We start from the raw sequence: 16497 nt of genomic DNA on the forward strand, positions 1-16497 counted from the left end.
CGCAGGTCTGTCTACTTCAGACAGTCCTGCGGGTCGCCGCGGGTGAGTGCCGGGTCGGTCTGCTCGAACGTGCGGGCCACGCCCGGGCCGGAGTCGCGCGTCTCGAAACGCACGGTGACGCGGCCGTGGCCCGCGCCCTGCACCCAGCCCGTGCCGAACTCGGCGTGGACGACGTCGTCGCCCGGGCGCCAGCCGCTCGACGACACCGGCGCCGACCCGCCCGGCGACGGAGTGGTCGCCACGACCGGTTCCGCGGCGGCCCCCGGCACGGCGAGCGTGAACAAGGCGTCCTGGTGCGGCACGGAAAGCCCGCTGAACGCGACCCCCGCCAGCCGCACGCCGCCGAACTCCTGCGGGTCCAGCAGCAGGCGTTCGGCGGTGGCGGCGAGCTGGTTGAGGTCGTCGGTGGGCGAGGCCGTGGTCTCCGAACGCGTCACCGTGCTCATGTCCGTGTGCCGCAGTTTCACCACGACCGTGCGCGCGACCCGGCCGGCCTTCACCAGCCGCGAATGCGCGCCCGCGGCGATCTTGCCGACCTCCGCGCGCAGCCGCGCCAGGTCGACGACGTCCACGTCGAACGTGGTCTCCGCGCTCACCTGCTTGGCCTCCCCACGCTCGGCCACCGGCCGGTCGTCGCTGCCCCCCGCGAGCTTGCGCAGCTCCCGGCCCACCACGCCCCCGAGCGTCGCCACGGCGTCGGCCTCCGACAGCGCCGCCAACTGCCCCAACGTCAGCACGCCGATGGTGCGCAGTTTCGCCTCGGCGACCGGCCCGATGCCCCACAACGCGCGCACCGGTAGCGGCGCCAGGAACTCGCGTTCGGTGCCCGGCGCCACCACGAGCAGCCCGTCGGGTTTCGCGCGGTCGGAGCCGATCTTCGCGACCTGCTTGCCCGTGCCCGCTCCGATCGAAGCCGTGAGGCCGGTTTCCGCTCGGATCCGCGCCCGCAGGTTCTCGGCGAACCGCGTCACCTCCTCGACCGAGGCCCCGGCCAGCGACGGCGGTTCCGCGAACGCCTCGTCGAGCGAGATCCGTTCCAGCACCGGTGCGACGTCGGCGACGATGTCGAAGACCTGCTTGCTCAACGTCTCGTACAACCGGAACCGCGGCGGCAGCACCACCGCACCGGGCGGCAGCAGCCGGCGCGCCTGCGACATCGGCATGGCCGAGCGCGCGCCGTATTCGCGGGACTCGTAACTCGCGCCGGCCACCACCCCGCGCGGTCCGGTGCCGCCGACGACGACGGCGCGGCCGCGCAACGTCGGACGGGTGAGCTGCTCGACCGAGGCGTAGAACGCGTCCAGGTCGAGGTGGATGACCCAGCGGGTCACCTCAGGCCCCGCCGGTGGCGTCCAGCAGCCGGTGCAACGCGTTCGTGTAGGACTCGAACGCCGCGCGGCCCTTGGACGTCAGCTTCACGAGCGTGACGGGCGTGCGGTGCTCGTAGGCCTTGGTGATCTCCACGTACTCCGCGTCTTCGAGCTTGCGCAGGTGCGTGGAGAGGTTGCCGGCGGTCATGTCGAGCAGCTGCTGCAGCCTCGGGAAGGTGATCTGGTCGCCGTGGCGCAGCCCGGCGAGCGCGACCGTGACGCGCAGCCTGGCCTGTGCGTGGATCACCGGGTCGAGCTCCGGCAGGCTCGGGTCCGTCACCGGTCGGCCACCCGCCCGCGCCGCTCCCGCGCGAAGTACACGAGTGACGCCACGAGGAACCCGCCGCCACCGGCGAGGCAGAGCACGAGGAAGTTGCCGGGCACGCCCACCAGCACGCTCACGCCGCCGCACACGATGATCCACACACCGAACCCGTACTGCACCTTGTCCTGCCACAGCATCCCGGCGGCGAGGTAGAGCACGCCGGTCAGCAACAGCGAGGTGCCCGACCACAGCAGGGAAATCGTGTGCGGGTCCAGCATGCCCAGCTTCATCACGCGGACGTTGATCAACGACAGCGCGGCGAACGCGATCATCCAGCTCCAGCCGAACATCGCACCGGTACGGCGCGACGGGCCGCGGATCCCGCGGCTGACCCGGCTGCCGTAGTAGGCGGAGTACGCCATCGCGGCCACGAACAGCACCGCCACCACGATCCCCGCGACCCAACCGGGCATGAGCGGCCGGGCGTGGCTGTCGTCGGACAGGTACACCAGTCCCCACCCGATCAGCCACGCGAAGGCCCACGCAGCGAGCAGACGCGCCGGGCCTGCCCCCAGCTCCCGGCGCGTCCGCTCGTTCTGCCGGGCGATGAGGTCCAGCGACTCGGCGGCCGTCATCGGCTGCTCTTCGTCGTGTTCCACCTTGTCTCGCCCTCCCACCGTGCTGACCCCACATGCAGCACGGAAGCTAGCACGTCAACCAACTTTGGCCGTGTCCAATCGGAACCGCCGCACCACCACCAACGCGGGCACCACGAGCCACGCCGCCAGCACGCCGACGGCGAGCCACAGCCCTCCCGAGTTGGTGACCGGCATCGTGCCGACGCGGCCGAGCCAGTACGTCGGGACGAAGTGCGCGACCGTGGTCATCCAGCCGGGCAAGATCGACAGCGGCATCCACAACCCGCCGAACACCCCGAGCGGCAGCATCAGCGCGCCGGTCATCGCGCCGACCGTGTCACCCTTGCCGAACAGCCCGAGCATCAGGCCCAGCACCGCGAACGGCAGCGCCGCCACCCACACCGCGACGGCCGTGAGCACCCACTGCGCCGCGCTCAGGTCGACCCCGCGCAACGCGCCGACGACGAAGACCACGACCAGCACGGGCAGCGCCATCGCCATCGCGGAGGCGATCTTCACCAGCACGTAGTTCGGGCCCCGCATCGGGGTGAGGCGCAGCTGGCGTTGCCAGCCGTCGGTGCGTTCGGTGGCCACGCGGGTGCCGGTGAACAGCGCGCCGCTCATGGCGCCGTACGCGCCCATGTTGATCATGGTCGTGGTGCCGGCCCGCACGCCGTCAGGGCCGACGTAGTCGCCGAACAGGCTGCCGAAGAGCAGGAACATGCCCGCCGGCACGGCGATCGTGAACAACGCGAATTGCGGGCTGCGGATGATCCGCAGGATCTCCAGGCGCAGGTACACGAGGTTCATCGCAAAGCTCCTTCGGGTTCGTCGGCGGTCAGGGCCAGGAACGCTTCTTCGAGGCCGACGGCGGTGATCTCGATGTCGCTCGCGTCGGGGAACGTGGTGAGGAGCGCGCGAATGGCGCGGTCGGAGTCGGCGCAGGCCAGCTCGGCGCGTCCGCCCTGGATCCGCGCGGTGGTGACGCCGGCCAGCGCGGCCAGCGCGGGTTCGGTCGCGCCGGGCACCACGGCCCGCAGCACACGCCCGGACACGGCGGCGCGGATCTCGGCGACCGTGCCGTCGGCGACCACGCGGCCCTGGCGCACGAGCACCACGCGGTCGGCGTAGTCCTCGGCCTCGGCGAGGTAGTGCGTGGCGAACAGGACCGTGCGGCCGCCAGCGCTGAACTCGTGCATCGAGGCCCAGAAAGAACGGCGGCCGTCCACGTCCATGGCGGCGGTCGGCTCGTCGAGCACCAGCAGCTCGGGGTCGCCGGCCAGCGCCAGCGCGTACCGCACGCGCTGCAGCTGCCCACCGGAGAGCTTGCCGCAGCGGCGGTTCGCGAACTCGCTGATCCCGGCGCGCTCGAACACCTCCCCGGCGGACAGCGGCGCGCGGTACATCGAACGCATCAACCCGACGAGCTCGGCCGGCGTGGTGTCGCGCAACAGGAAACCGTTCTGCACCATCGCGGCCATGCGCCCCGCGTCGACGGCTGCCCGCGCATCACCCCCGAACACCCGCACGTCACCCTCGTCGGGCCGGGTGAGGCCGAGCAGCATGTCGATGGTGGTCGACTTGCCGGCGCCGTTGGGGCCGAGCAGAGCCACAACCTCACCGCGGCTGACCTCCAGCGTCAGCTCCTCGACCGCGCGCACCGGCCCGAACCGCTTGGTCAGGCCTCTCAGACTGAACGCTTCACTCATCCCGCCCCCCAGCTTTGTGTCGCAAACCTGAGGTCCAACTTTGTAACACAAACTTGGTTGCGATGAAAAGCCCTATGGGTGGCGAAGTTGTTTGATCAAGGTCGGGTGTAGACCCCGGAAACGACGAAGCGCCGGGCGGGGATGATCCCCACCCGGCGCTTCGAACCGGTGTTCCAGCTGGTCAGAAGCGACTCAGCGGTATGGTGTCCACCTTGGCCTTCGCCTGCGCGTTCGGCTGCGGCTGCGGCAGCGGCGCGCACTCGGCGTCGGCGGTGCGGCCCGGCTTGCGGGCCGGCAGGGCGCCGGTGGTCAGGTAGTCCGCGATCGTCGTGTCCACGCAGGTGTTGCCGGTCAGCGTCTCGCCATGGGTGGTGCCGCCCGGCACCGAGACGAGCGAAGCGCCGGGGAACCGGCTGCGCACCTCGAGGCTGCCTTCGAACGGGGTGGCCGCGTCGAGCGTCTCGTCGATCATCAGCACGCTCGGCACGCCCTTGCCGTCGATCGGCACCGGCTTGCCGGCCTTCACGGGCCAGAACGCGCACGGCGCGTTGAACCAGGTGTTCTGCCACGTGAAGTACGGCGCCTGCGGGTACATCTTCCAGCTGTCGGCCCGCCACTGGTTCCAGTCGGTGGGCGACTGCGCGTCGGTGCAGGTCACGCCGTAGTACGCGGCGTAGGTGTTGTCGCCGTCGGTCGCGTACATCGCTTCGGCCATCGAGGGGTCGTTCGCGGTGACGACCATCGACACCGCCTGCGCCACGTCGGCCCAGTACGGCTGCGCCTGCCCGGCCATGTGCAGCACGTCGGTCAGCTCGGCGGACCCGAGCTTTCCCCCGGCCGGCTGCCGCGTGAGCTTGCGCAGCTCGGCGTCGACCGTCGCCTTCACCGCGGACTTCGTCTTGCCCAGGTGGTAGGTGCTGTCGTACTTCGCGGCCCAGCCGAACCAGATGTCGAGGTTGCGGTCGTACGGGCGGTCCTGGTCGAACCCGGACCGGTACCAGACGTCGCGCGGGTCCACCGACGAGTCGAACACCATGCGGCGCACGCGTTGCGGGAACATCGTGCTGTACACCTGACCGAGGTAGGTGCCGTAGGAGATCCCGTAGAAGCTGATCTGCTCGGCACCCAGCGCGACCCGGATGGACTCCATGTCGCGCACCGAGTCGGTGGTCTTCATGTGGTCCAGCAGCGCCTTGGGGTTGTTCTTCGCGCAGTCGGCGGCGTAGTTCTTGACCCGATCGAGCCACGCCGTTTCACGCTGCGGCGTGCTCGGCACGTACGCGGGCCGGTCGAAGCCCAGGTAACCGTTGTCGCAGGACAGCGCGGGCTTGCTCGCGCCGACGCCTCGCGGGTCGAAGTCGATCCAGTCGTACGCGTCACCGCCGTGGTTCGGCACGAGGGTGCCGAGGCGCGCGTACTCGGTCCCCGACATTCCGGGACCGCCGGGGTTGGTCAGCATCACGCCCTGGTACTGCGCGTCCGGCGTCTTGTGCTTGATGCGGCTCACGGCGAGCTGCGCCTTCTCGCCGTCGGGGTGGGCGTAGTCCAAGGGGACGGCCACGAACCCGCACTCCGCGCCGGCCGCTTTGAGCCCGAGGTCGTCGCACGGACCCCACACCACGGGCGGCGGCGCGTCGGCCACCTTCGCCGTGGGCGTTGCCTCGGCGAGGGGTGTCGTGATCAGCGCACCGAGGGTGATGGCGGCCAACGCCGCGAACACCGTGCGTCTCACGGGAGTTCCTTCCTTCGAATGCATTCGGGCGCACCGAAGCTAACTTCTCTTCGCGGATCGGAACTCGAATCCGGTGATGATCTACACGAAAGACCATCCCATGGGGGTTCACTCAGCCCCGGAAACGCCGAAGCGCCGGGCGGGGATGATCCCACCCGGCGCTTCGGCACCGGTGTCTCAGCTGGTCAGAGGTGTCCCAGCAGCGGCGTCACGTCCGCCTTGGCCTTCGCCTGCGCGGACGCCGAGGGGCTCGGTTGCGGCTGCGGCAGCGGCGCGCACTCGACGTCGGCGGTGCGGCCCGGCTTGCGGGCCGGCAGGGCGCCGGTCGCCAGGTAGTCCGCGATCTTCGTGTCCACGCACGCGTTGCCGCGCGGCGTGATGGCGTGGCTCGTGCCACCCGGCTCGGCGATCAGGGACGCACCCGGGAAGCGGCTGCGGACCTCGAGGCTGCCCTCGTACGGCGTGGCCGCGTCGAGCGTCTCGTCGATCATCAGCACGCTCTGCACACCCTTGCCATTGACCTGCACGGGCTTCGCGGCCTTCGCGGGCCAGTAGACGCAAGGCGCGTTGAACCAGGCGTTCTGCCAGGTGAAGTACGGCGCCTTCAGGAACGTCTTCCAGTTGTCGACACGCCACTGGTTCCAGTTGGTCGGCCACTGCACGTCGGTGCACTGCACGCCGAGGTACACGGCGTAACCGTTGTCGCTGTCGGACTCGAACAGCGCCTTGACCAGCGACGGGTCGTTCTTCGTCACGATCGCCGACAGCGCGTCGGCCACGTCGAGCCAGGTCAGCTGGTAGTAGCTGGCCTGCTGGATCACGTCGGTGAGCTCGTCGGGCCCGATCTGGCCGCCCGCCGGCTTGAGCGAGAGCTTCACCAGCTCACGGTCGACGGTCGCCTTCACCGCGGCCTGCGTCTTGCCCAGGTGGTAGACGCTGTCGAACTTGGCGAGCCAGCCGAACCAGATGTTGATGTTGCGGTCGAACGCGACGTCCTGGTTCAGGTTCGCCTGGTACCACACGTTGCGCGGGTCCACGGTCGAGTCCAGCACCATGCGGCGCACGCGCTGCGGGAACATCGTGCCGTAGACCTGGCCGAGGTAGGTGCCGTAGGAGTAGCCGTAGAAGTTGATCTTGTCGGCACCCAGGGCTGCGCGGATGGAGTCCATGTCGCGCACCGAGTCGGTGGTCTTGAGGTTGTCGAGCAGCGCCTTCGGGTTCTTCTTGGCGCAGTCGGCGGCGTAGTTCTTGGCGCGGTTCAGCCAGGTCTTCTCGAGCTGCGGGGTGAGCGGCACGTAGGAGGGCCGGTCGAAGCTCGTGTAGCCGTTGTCGCACGAAAGCGCGGGCTTGCTCGAGCCGACGCCGCGTGGGTCGAAGCCGATCCAGTCGTAGGCGTCACCGGCGTGGTTGGGCACGTTGCCACCCACACGCGCGAGGGTGAGGCCGGAACCGCCGGGGCCACCGGGGTTCGTGAGCATCACGCCCTGGTACTGCGCGTCCGGCGTCTTGTGCTTGATGCGGCTCACGGCGAGCTGCGCCTTCTGGCCGGCCGGGTTGCCGTAGTCCAGGGGCACGGTCACGAAACCGCACTCCGCGCCGGCCGCCTTGAGGCCGGCGTTGTCACACTGGCCCCACGCGATGGGCGGCGGGGTGTAGGACGCGGGGGCGCCGGACGGGGCCGCGGTCGCGATGGGCGCGGTGACCAGCGAGGCCAGCGTCGCGACGGCGACTGCCGCGAAGACAGTACGTCTCACGGGAGTTCCTTCTCTGTCGGGGTTCTCGTGATGCGGGTTGGCTAGACGTTAGCCGTCCCGGCCCCCTCTCGGCGGGCTCTGTGGGCGCTCTGCCCGAATGTCCCTACGAAAGGTGGACGGTTAATTCGGTGGGCCGCGGCCGGCGCGCCCGGTACGGTGTCGCCCATGACGATCTTCCAGCGCTTGCGGCAGCTCTAGCCCCGGCGTGACTCTTCACGGCCGCCCGTGCGCGGCCGTCTCCTCCTGCGCGCCGGTCCGTCTCCGGAAAGGACCCTTGTCTTGCGCAAACACATCGTGATGGTCGGGACCACCGCGCCCAGCCACATCTACCCGTCGCTGGGCGTGATCACCGAACTCGTCCGCCGCGGCCACCGCGTGAGCTACGTGGTGGGCGCGCCGCTCGCGTCGCTGGTCGCCCCCACCGGCGCCCACGTGGTCACCCACCCCACCCTCCTGCCCCTCGGCGAGGCCGGCACCTGGCCCGACGACCCGGCCGACGCCATGCGCGTCTTCCTCGACGAGGCGATCGCCGCCCACCCGCTCCTGCTGTCCACCTTCGACACCGACCGCCCCGACCTCGTGCTCCACGACATCGGCGGTCTCGGCGCCCCGCTGCTCGGCGCGCGCTACGGCGTGCCCGCCGTGCAGCTTTCGCCCACGCTCGTGGCCTGGGAGGGCTACGACGAGGACATGCGTGAGGTGATGGACCCGATCAAGGCCTCACCGTCCGGTGTGGACTACGCCCGGACGCTCGGTTCCTGGCTGCGGTCCCACGGCGTCGACGAGGACCCGTGGACCTGGCTTGGCCACCCACCGCGCGTGCTTTCGCTGATCCCGCGCGCCATGCAGCCGAACGCCGAGCGCGTGGGCCCGCACGTCGAGTTCGTCGGACCGTGCCTGGCACCGGACCGCCTGGCCGAGGAGTGGACGCCGACCTCTGCTTCGGGCAAGCCGGTACTGCTGGTCTCGTTCGGCACGGCGTTCACCGACCAGCTGCCCGTGTACCAGGCGTGCGTCGAGGCTTTCGCCGATTCGCCTTGGCACGTGGTGATGTCGATCGGTGCTTTCGTGTCCGCTTCGGACCTGGGCCCGCTGCCGCCGTCGTTCGAAGTGCACGCTCGGGTGCCGCAACTGGCGGTTCTTTCGGCGGCGTCGGCGTTCATCACCCACGCCGGCATGGGGAGCTGCACGGAATCCCTGTGGTACGGCGTCCCGACGGTCGCCATCCCCCAGGCGGCCGACCAATTCGGCAACGCGGCCCAACTGGAGTCCCTGGGCGTGGGGCGGCACCTGCCTGCTGCAGAGGTTACAGCGGTCGCGTTGCGTGCTGCGGTCGATGAGGTGTCGGGGTCGGCCGAGGTGGCATCGCGGCTGGCCGCGTTGCGGTCGGAGGTCCGAGCACATGGCGGGATCTCGGCGGCGGCTGATGCGGTGGAAGGCTTTCTGAAGTAACTCACACGCGTATCACCGGATCCTCGGCGGTGATCACCGCCGGGGATTTCCTTTCTCCCGTTCCGCCATTTGTGTCACTACTCCAGATTGGCGTTACAAGGCGCAATTCACCGAATCAGCGGTACGAACCACTGTGAATACCCGAGGACGATCAAGGGATTGCCGAGGGGTGCCGAAAGGGGCGCAATGGCGCATAACTCGAGCTGCGGACGAGCCCGGAGCCGCACGTGCGAGTGTCAAGGGTGCAGTGGAGCGAAACATGGCTGGACCGGCTCGATAACGCTGACCAAGGACGCGGACCCGACCGATCGCGCAGACCTGCGAAGGAAAGCTGACCAGGCGTGGAACACCGCCACGCAAAAGAACGTCCGACCACATACGAGCACGTACAAAGAGAAGGTTGCAGCGATCGACACCGCTGTAGCCGAAATCATCGACCGCCTTGCCGATGACCATGCGCAACATCGCAGGAAAGGTCTGCGGAAAGCAGCTCGCGGCCCGGTCGACGCCGTTGAAGAAGCAACGAAAACGACGGCTAGTGGCGCAGGTCAGAGTCCGAGTGCAGGGAGACCTTCCAGAGGACCCGAGCCTGCTGACAAGCCCGACCCGGCCTCGCCAGATCTGGAGCCCGGCCTCCACAGCGACGGCGACCAAGGCGGGCCACCGTCTCCGAGGTCCAAGGCCGACGAGATCGAAGGGCTCGGCAATGCGCTGACTGACGTTGTCCTCAAGGACATCGAGAAGGCCTACCCGGGGCCGCTGCCGGCGTCGACCAAGGTGGCGCTCGCCGACCACTTCTGGTGCGACCTCCTCGCGCAGTTCGCGCACCTCATCGACGAAGGCGTGAAGTTCTTCGACGACGTCCCCGACCGCGTCACCAACCTCATCATGGCGTCACGGAAAGAGCATCGGCGGCAGCCGCTCGAAGAGTTCGTGGTGAAGACGGCGGTCAAGAGTATGTGGAACGTGCTTCAGCCTCTGGTGACGCCGCTGGCAGCCCTCAACGGGTTCAAGAAGCTTCTGCCCGTCATCCGGGTTCTGGCGGTGCTCATCTGCAAGGCTCCCGAGCGCCACGAGGCCGTGGTGACGTACTGCATTGACCCACTCGCGAAATCGCTGACCGAAACGGTGAAGAAGCGGCTGCTCAAAACCCTGGACGGCTGGCTTCCCGGATTGGCCGACGAGGAAGGACCGGCGGCGGCATGACGCAGAAGCCCTGATTGGCGGAGCCAGGACCGAAGAGTGCGCTCGGGTCCATGCCGACACCGGCGCCGTCCTCGGTTGTCCCTACGGCATTGGCGGACAGCTGCGGCTGGAAGGCGCCGCCCGCTTCGGCAGGGGCGGGGGTGATTTCCAGCCGCAGGTGCTCAAGCCCTGATCTCGTTCAGGTAGTTGTAAATCGTGTACCGGGTCACGTCCAGGTGCGTGGCCAGGTGGTCCACCGCGTCCTTGATCAGGAAGAACCCCGCCTCCTCGAGCTCCCGGACCACGCCCGCCTTGTGCACCTTCTTCATCAGCTCCACCGGGATCCCGGTTTTGCCGATGGCCCGCTCCACCAGGAACCGCTGCAGGCTGTCCACGTCCGGTGGGAACGTCTCCGCACGCGCGGCGGGCGAGTCGGCGGAAGGGGCCGTCTCGCTGTTCACGCACAGGCAGCCCACCGCCACGCCGTCGGCGTCGCGCAGGAACAAGGTCGACGAGCGGATCGCGCGCCCGTCGGGGCCGTGGGTGCGGTAGTTGGTCAGGTCCTGTGTGGTGCCGCGGCGGACGAGGCCCAGCAGGAGGTCCGTCATGGGCCCGCCGACGGTGCGGCCGGTGACGTCGCCCGCGATGGCGACGATCGAGTCCGGCAGGCGGGACAGGTCGTGCAGCAGGACCTCGTTGCCGGGGCCCAGCATGGCGGCCAGGCCGTCGACGGCGGGGATCAAGGCGCTCAGCAACGCGTGGGTCGCGCCGCTCGACGAGGCCGCCGGGAAGGACACCGAGACGCGCGGGCGCAGGAGACTGTCCAAAGCGGACCGCACGGCCTCGGCGGCGGAAACCGGCGTGGACGCGTGCGGCGAGAGGCGCACGTGCTCCGGCCGCACCGTCGCCGCGATGCCGGCCGACGACAGGGCCGCCCCGACCTGCTCCGCCGGGTGGCCGGGCAGCTCGAACGCGAGGATCCCCGCGCGACGGTCCACAGCGGACACCACGGAGGCACCCAACGACAGCAGCACCTCCTCCAGCTCGGAAACCCGTTCACCCACGCGCTCGGCGATCGCCCCCACGCCGGCCTCCTCCACCAGCTCCAGTGCCGCCGCGAAGGCACCGGACGTGATGGGGCTGAGGTTGGAGATCGACCAGCCGGCGGCGGTCGTGTCGGCGGGGTGGATCTCGTCGTCGAACAGGCCGGGGTCGCGCGCGCCCGTCCAGCCGGACAGGATCGGGTCCATGCGCTCCAGTGCACGGTCGGAGAGCACCGCGAAGCCCGTGCCCCAGCCCGCGCGCAGCCACTTCTGGCCGCCGACCACGAGCACGTCGGCGACCTCCCACGGCGCCTCGATCACGCCGAAGCCCTGGATTCCGTCGACGACCAGCAGCCGGTCGCCCACGACCTCGCGCAGCGCGGCGAGGTCGGCGCGGTAGCCGGTGCGGAAGTCGACGGCGCTCACCGAAACGACCGTGGTGTCCGGAGTCAGAGCGGAAGCGACGCGCTCAGCGGTCACGTGACCACTGGACAGCCGCCGCAGCCGCACGCGGCCGGCCTGCTCCGAGCGGGCCCACGGGTAGGTGTTCGCCGGGAACTCCCCCGCCGAGACGAGCACCTCACCGGAGGCGTTGAACGCCGCCTGGAACAACCCGAGGCTCGTGTGCGGCAACAGCACCGTGTGGTCGGTGTCGCTGCCGCACAGCCGCGCGGCCGCCGCCTTCGCGCGCATCTCCTGGCGCATCAGCTCGTCCACAGTGGACGGACCGGCCTTCGTCGCGGCCTCCAGCAGGCTGGCCGTGGTGTCGAGCACCGCGTGCGACGGCGGACCGAACCGTGCGAAGTCCAGGTAGCCGGCGGGCTCGTCGAACTGCAGCAGGTAGCGGGGCGAGATCCGCGTCACGAGAGGACCCGCGCGAGGAACTGGCGGGTGCGCTCGTGCGCCGGGTTCTTCAGGACGGTCTCGGGCGGGCCCGTCTCGACCACCGCGCCGTCGGCGAGGAACACCACCTCGTCGGCCGCCTCGGCGGCGAAGGCCATTTCGTGCGTCACGACCACCATCGTCATCCCCTCCCGCGCCAACGTACCCATCACCGCCAGCACCTCCCCCACCAGCTCCGGGTCGAGCGCCGACGTCGGCTCGTCGAACAACATCAGCTTCGGCTTCATCGCCAGCGACCGCGCGATCGCCACCCGCTGCTGCTGCCCGCCGGAAAGCTGCCCCGGGTAAGCGTCCGCCCGGTGCGCAAGCCCGACGCGGTCGAGCAGCTCGAGTGCCTCCTTGCGGGCCTGCTCCGGCTTCGTGCCGAGCACGCGGATCGGCCCCTCGACCACGTTCTCGAGCGCCGTCCGGTGCCCGAACAGGTTGAACCGCTGGAACACCATGCCGATGTCCCGCCGCTGCCGTGCGACGTCCTTTTCGCGGAGTTCATACAGCTTTCCGCCGCGCAGCTTGAACCCGATCGGCTCGCCGTCCACCCACACCTGGCCGGCGTCGATGGCCTCGAGGTGGTTGAGGCAGCGCAGGAAGGTGCTCTTGCCCGCCCCCGACGGACCGAGCAAGCACACCACCTGCCCCCGGTGCACTTCGAGGTCGATGCCCTTCAGCACTTCCGTGTGGCCGTAGCTCTTGCGCACGTCGACCGCGCGCAGCAGTGGGTCAGACACGGGCACTCCTCACCAACGGCATCCCCCGCAAAGCCTTCCCGACCCTCGCCGCGGGCCCGCGATCGGCGGCCCCGAACGAGCGTTCCAGGTAGTGCTGCCCGACCCCGGCCACCGTCACCACGACCATGTACCAGATCGCGGCGGCGATGAGCGTCTCCATCACCAGCAGGTTGTTGGACGAGATGTTGTTGGCCGCGTGGATCAGCTCCGTCACGCCGATCACCGACGCCATCGACGTGCCCTTGAGCATGTTGATGAAGTCGTTGCCGGTCGGCGGGATGATCACGCGCATGGCCTGCGGCAGCACCACCCGGCGCAGCGTGGCGCCCGGCGTCATGCCGATCGACTTCGCGGCCTCGGTCTGTCCGACGTCCACACTGGTCAGTCCCGCGCGCACGATCTCGGCCATGTAGGCGCTCTCGTTCAACGCCAACCCGAGCAGGGCCGCGGTGAACGCGCTGATCAGCACGTTCGTCGGCTCGTGCACGAGGTAGCCGCCGAAGGGCAGCGGGATCGAGATCGTGGGGAAGATCAGCGCGAGGTTGTACCAGATCAGGATCTGCAGCAGCACGGGAAGCCCGCGGAAGAGCCAGATGTACGCGGCCGCGAACCACTTCGCCACCGGGTTGGCACTGCGGCGCAGCAAAGCGATCAGGATGCCGAGCACGATGGCCACGGCCTGCGCGATCACCGCCAGCACCACCGTGTTGAGCAGACCGACGGCCATCACGCGGTAGAACACGAAGTCGGGCACCGAGCCCCACTCGATCTGGGCCTGCGCGAGCGCGAAACCCAGCAGCACCAGCAGGGCGACGATCACCACCGCGCTGACCCAGCGGCCCCAGTGCTTCAGCCGGACGATCGGCAGCGGCTCAGCTCCCGCCATTGACGGCCGCCTCCTTGACCGCGCCCTGTTCGACGCCCCAGGCCTGCAGGATCTTGCCGTACGTGCCGTCGGCGATGAGCTCCGTCAGCGCCTGCTTCACGGCGTCACGCAGCTTCGAGTTGTTCTTGGTGAAGCCGATCCCGTACGGCCCGCCCTCGATCGGCTGGCCCGGCACGACCTCGAAGAACTTGCCGTCGCCCGCGGTGCGCGAGATGTAGACGGCGCTGGGCAGATCGTTGAGGATCGCGTTGACGCGGCCGGTGCGCAGCTGGTTCTGGTTCTGCGTGTCGGAGTCGGTGGCCGTGACGGTGACCGCCGGCTTGCCCGCCTGGGTGCACTTCGCGCTCTGCGCGGTGGCGAACTTCTGGTGGCTCGTGCCCTGCACCACGGCGACGTTCTTGCCGCACAACGTGTCCGGGCCGGTGATGCCGTCGGGGTTGCCCTTGCGGACCATGATCGTGATGCCGGAGGAGAAGTAGTCGACGAAGTCGATCTGCTGCTGGCGCTCCTTCGTGTCGTTCATCGCGGCCATGGTCAGGTCCACGCGGCCCGACTGCAGGCTCGTGATCAGCGAGCCGAACGCCATGTCCTGGTAGGTCACGGCGACCCCCAGCTTCGCGCCGATGGCCTTGGCCAGGTCCACCTCGTAGCCGATCGGCGTCTTGCCGTCGCTCGAGTAGAAGTTGTTGGGCGCCGACTGGATGTTCGACGCGAGGTGCAGCGCCTTCGCCTGCGTGACGGCGGGCGGCAGGGCCGCGGTGAGCTGCGCATCCGGCTTCACGGCGGCGATGAGCGCGGTGTTGTCCGGAATGGGCGAGGCACCCCCGCCGCCGGCCGGCTGCTGCGCGCCGCCCGCACCGTCGGGACCACCTCCACAGGCCGCGGTGACGAGGGCGAGCGCACCGGTCAGCAGGGCGGCCTGCCAGGCGCGGGTACGGGACGGCGACGGCATCAGGGACCTCCAGGGGGCGATGTTGGGCGGAACGGTACAACTCACTGTTGAAGTGGTCAACAGGCAGTTGAAGTCCGCTGGTCCGCTAAGGTTCGATCATGCGCATCGGAGTGCTCGGAGCCGCCGCCATCGCCCCCGAAGCCCTGCTCAAGCCCGCCCGGGAGAACCCCGACGTCGACCTCGCCGCCATCGCGTCGCGCGACGTGTCCCGCGCCCACGAGTTCGCCACGAAACACCGCATCCCCGAGGTCCACGCGAGCTACGAAGAACTGCTCGCCGACCCCTCGATCGACGCGGTCTACAACCCGACCCCCAACGGTCTCCACGGCCGCTGGACCCTCGCTGCGTTGGCCGCGGGCAAACACGTGCTCTGCGAAAAGCCCTTCACCGCGAACGCGGCCGAGGCCCGTCTGGTCGCCGACGCGGCGGACGCGGCCGGGCTCGTGGTGATGGAGGCGTTCCACTACCGATACCACCCGTTCACGCGCCGGATGGAGGAACTGCTCGCGTCCGGTGAGCTGGGCGAGGTTCAGCACATCGAGACCGCGGTGTGTTTTCCGCTGCCGCGGTTCACGGACATCCGGTACAACCTCGCGCTGGCCGGGGGCGCGACCATGGACGCGGGTTGTTACGCCGTGCACATGGCGCGGGTGCTGGCTGGTTCCACGCCCACCGTCGTGGATGCCCGAGCCAAGGTGAAGTCCCCCGAGGTGGACCGGGCGATGACGGCTTCGCTGAAGTTCGAATCCGGCGCGACGGGGCGGATTCGCTGTTCGTTGTGGTCTTCGGATGTGCTGCGGATCAGCGCACGCGTTGTCTGCAGCCGCGGTGAACTGCGTGCCATCAACCCGCTTTCACCCCAGTACTGGCACCGGCTTTCGGTGCGGCGGGGCGATTCCCTTTCAGTGGAACACTTCTCGCGTCGCCCGTCGTACGCCTACCAACTCGAAGCCTTCGCCGACGCCGTCCTGCGCGGCGCCCCCGTGCTGACCTCCCCCGCGGACGCCATCGAAACCATGACTGTCATCGACGCGGTCTACGACGCCGCCGGCTTGCGCCCGCGAGTTCCGACACCCTGACGGACCCGCATCAGGGCAAACCCCAGGAGGTTGAGCCCCCGCCACGCGCGGGGCTCACTCACCCGCTCGTCGTCCGGCGCCAGGCCGATCCCCCACACCCGGTCCACGGGGCTCGCTTCGACGAGGACCCGGTCACCGGTGTTGGCGAGGAACTCCGCGAGGCCGGCGTTCTGGCCGAACTTCGCGGCGTTTCCTTCGACGACGATGTCGAAGCGGTTCGCGTTCCAGACATTGTCGTCGAAACCGCGTACTTCCCGGCCGAGGGCTTTGGCTGCCCCCGGGTGCGACGCCTCGCGGATCCGGTCGGCCGTGGCGGTGTCCCCGAAGAGCTGCGCCTTCTGCCACATCATGAAGTGCTCGGCGGTGGGGAAGATGTGGCCGTCGACCTCGAAGTGGGCGGGCCACCATTGACTCAGGCAGCCGGCGCCGATTCGGTTGCCCGGGTCGGGTTTGTGGCTCCAGAAGGGCAGGTACTTGAACCTGCGCCCGCGATCGAGGGCGCGACAGAGCTCGTCGAGGGTCTGTGGCTGTGGTCCCATGGTGACAGTGTGGCTGAGTGGTGGGGGTTTTGGTGGGGATTTTCGGGGTGACAGGACCTGGCAAGCCTCGGGAGTTTCCCAGCCATCCGCCACCTGACGAACGCAATAGCGCCTGAGGAGCGCGGCGAGCTCCCCGACTCATCCCCCAACCTGACGAGCGCAACAGGGCCGACAAGTCCCGGGAGTTTCCACCCTTCCCCCGACCTTTCCCCGGCCGGCCCCCGACGAAGAAGCGACAGCGCGGCACAATTGAGCATCGGGGAGC

Annotated in this window: 15 protein-coding genes; 3 read left to right on the forward strand and 12 right to left on the reverse strand. The window is 69.4% G+C overall.

Going from position 1 to position 16497, the window contains the following annotated elements:
• Positions 1-11: 11 nt before the first annotated feature.
• The 7 genes from ACWEOE_RS27245 to ACWEOE_RS27275 all read right to left on the reverse strand — a co-directional run bounded on the left by ACWEOE_RS27245 (position 12) and on the right by ACWEOE_RS27275 (position 7468).
• Positions 12-1331 carry a DNA polymerase IV gene (locus ACWEOE_RS27245; protein ID WP_452013933.1) on the reverse strand — a complete coding sequence of 440 codons (1320 nt, stop codon included), beginning with the start codon at positions 1329-1331 and terminating at the stop codon, positions 12-14.
• Between the two features lies 1 nt (position 1332).
• On the reverse strand, positions 1333-1650 hold the full coding sequence (locus ACWEOE_RS27250; RefSeq protein ID WP_452013935.1) for a transcriptional regulator: 318 nt from the start codon (positions 1648-1650) through the stop codon (positions 1333-1335).
• Positions 1647-2294 (reverse strand): hypothetical protein, encoded by a 648-nt coding sequence (locus ACWEOE_RS27255; protein ID WP_452013937.1) that lies wholly within the window; start codon positions 2292-2294, stop codon positions 1647-1649. Before ACWEOE_RS27255 ends, ACWEOE_RS27250 begins: the two co-directional genes overlap by 4 nt.
• 54 nt (positions 2295-2348) lie before the next feature.
• Positions 2349-3083: an ABC transporter permease gene (locus ACWEOE_RS27260; RefSeq protein ID WP_452013939.1), complete on the reverse strand. Its 735-nt coding sequence runs from the start codon at positions 3081-3083 to the stop codon at positions 2349-2351.
• Positions 3080-3982, reverse strand: a complete 903-nt coding sequence (locus tag ACWEOE_RS27265; protein ID WP_452013941.1) for an ABC transporter ATP-binding protein — start codon at positions 3980-3982, stop codon at positions 3080-3082. The genes ACWEOE_RS27260 and ACWEOE_RS27265 overlap by 4 nt, the downstream gene beginning before the upstream one ends.
• Positions 3983-4163: 181 nt before the next feature.
• Positions 4164-5714: an alpha/beta hydrolase gene (locus ACWEOE_RS27270; protein WP_452013944.1), complete on the reverse strand. Its 1551-nt coding sequence runs from the start codon at positions 5712-5714 to the stop codon at positions 4164-4166.
• Between the two features lie 185 nt (positions 5715-5899).
• Positions 5900-7468, reverse strand: a complete 1569-nt coding sequence (locus ACWEOE_RS27275) for an alpha/beta hydrolase (RefSeq protein ID WP_452013946.1) — start codon at positions 7466-7468, stop codon at positions 5900-5902.
• Positions 7469-7765: 297 nt separating this feature from the next.
• Between ACWEOE_RS27275 and ACWEOE_RS27280 the strand changes: the two genes are divergently transcribed.
• Together ACWEOE_RS27280 and ACWEOE_RS27285 are read left to right on the forward strand one after the other, a co-directional pair.
• The gene (locus ACWEOE_RS27280; protein ID WP_452014103.1) at positions 7766-8920 is read left to right on the forward strand and encodes a macrolide family glycosyltransferase; all 1155 of its coding nucleotides are present in this window, start codon (positions 7766-7768) and stop codon (positions 8918-8920) included.
• A gap of 186 nt (positions 8921-9106) precedes the next feature.
• The gene (locus ACWEOE_RS27285; protein WP_452013948.1) at positions 9107-10126 is read left to right on the forward strand and encodes a hypothetical protein; all 1020 of its coding nucleotides are present in this window, start codon (positions 9107-9109) and stop codon (positions 10124-10126) included.
• 161 nt (positions 10127-10287) lie between these two features.
• On the opposite strand, the gene ACWEOE_RS27290 is transcribed toward ACWEOE_RS27285, so the two are convergent.
• Genes ACWEOE_RS27290 through ACWEOE_RS27305 form a run of 4 tightly spaced genes read right to left on the reverse strand, consistent with a single transcriptional unit; the run spans position 10288 to position 14614 of the window.
• Positions 10288-12012, reverse strand: coding sequence for an aminotransferase class V-fold PLP-dependent enzyme (locus ACWEOE_RS27290; protein WP_452013950.1), 1725 nt, complete (start codon positions 12010-12012; stop codon positions 10288-10290).
• A complete protein-coding gene (locus ACWEOE_RS27295) occupies positions 12009-12776 on the reverse strand; it encodes an amino acid ABC transporter ATP-binding protein (RefSeq protein ID WP_452013952.1) in 768 nt (255 codons plus the stop codon). The genes ACWEOE_RS27290 and ACWEOE_RS27295 overlap by 4 nt, the downstream gene beginning before the upstream one ends.
• Positions 12769-13662: an amino acid ABC transporter permease gene (locus ACWEOE_RS27300; protein WP_452013954.1), complete on the reverse strand. Its 894-nt coding sequence runs from the start codon at positions 13660-13662 to the stop codon at positions 12769-12771. Before ACWEOE_RS27300 ends, ACWEOE_RS27295 begins: the two co-directional genes overlap by 8 nt.
• Positions 13649-14614 (reverse strand): ABC transporter substrate-binding protein, encoded by a 966-nt coding sequence (locus tag ACWEOE_RS27305; protein ID WP_452013956.1) that lies wholly within the window; start codon positions 14612-14614, stop codon positions 13649-13651. The genes ACWEOE_RS27300 and ACWEOE_RS27305 overlap by 14 nt, the downstream gene beginning before the upstream one ends.
• A 98-nt stretch (positions 14615-14712) precedes the next feature.
• Between ACWEOE_RS27305 and ACWEOE_RS27310 the strand changes: the two genes are divergently transcribed.
• Positions 14713-15693 carry a Gfo/Idh/MocA family protein gene (locus ACWEOE_RS27310; RefSeq protein WP_452013958.1) on the forward strand — a complete coding sequence of 327 codons (981 nt, stop codon included), beginning with the start codon at positions 14713-14715 and terminating at the stop codon, positions 15691-15693.
• Here ACWEOE_RS27310 and ACWEOE_RS27315 read toward each other — a convergent pair.
• Positions 15651-16232, reverse strand: coding sequence for an NADAR family protein (locus ACWEOE_RS27315; RefSeq protein WP_452013960.1), 582 nt, complete (start codon positions 16230-16232; stop codon positions 15651-15653). The two genes, ACWEOE_RS27310 and ACWEOE_RS27315, sit on opposite strands and share 43 nt — an antisense overlap.
• Positions 16233-16497 lie beyond the last annotated feature (265 nt).

The organism is Amycolatopsis sp. NPDC004368, from assembly GCF_053602515.1.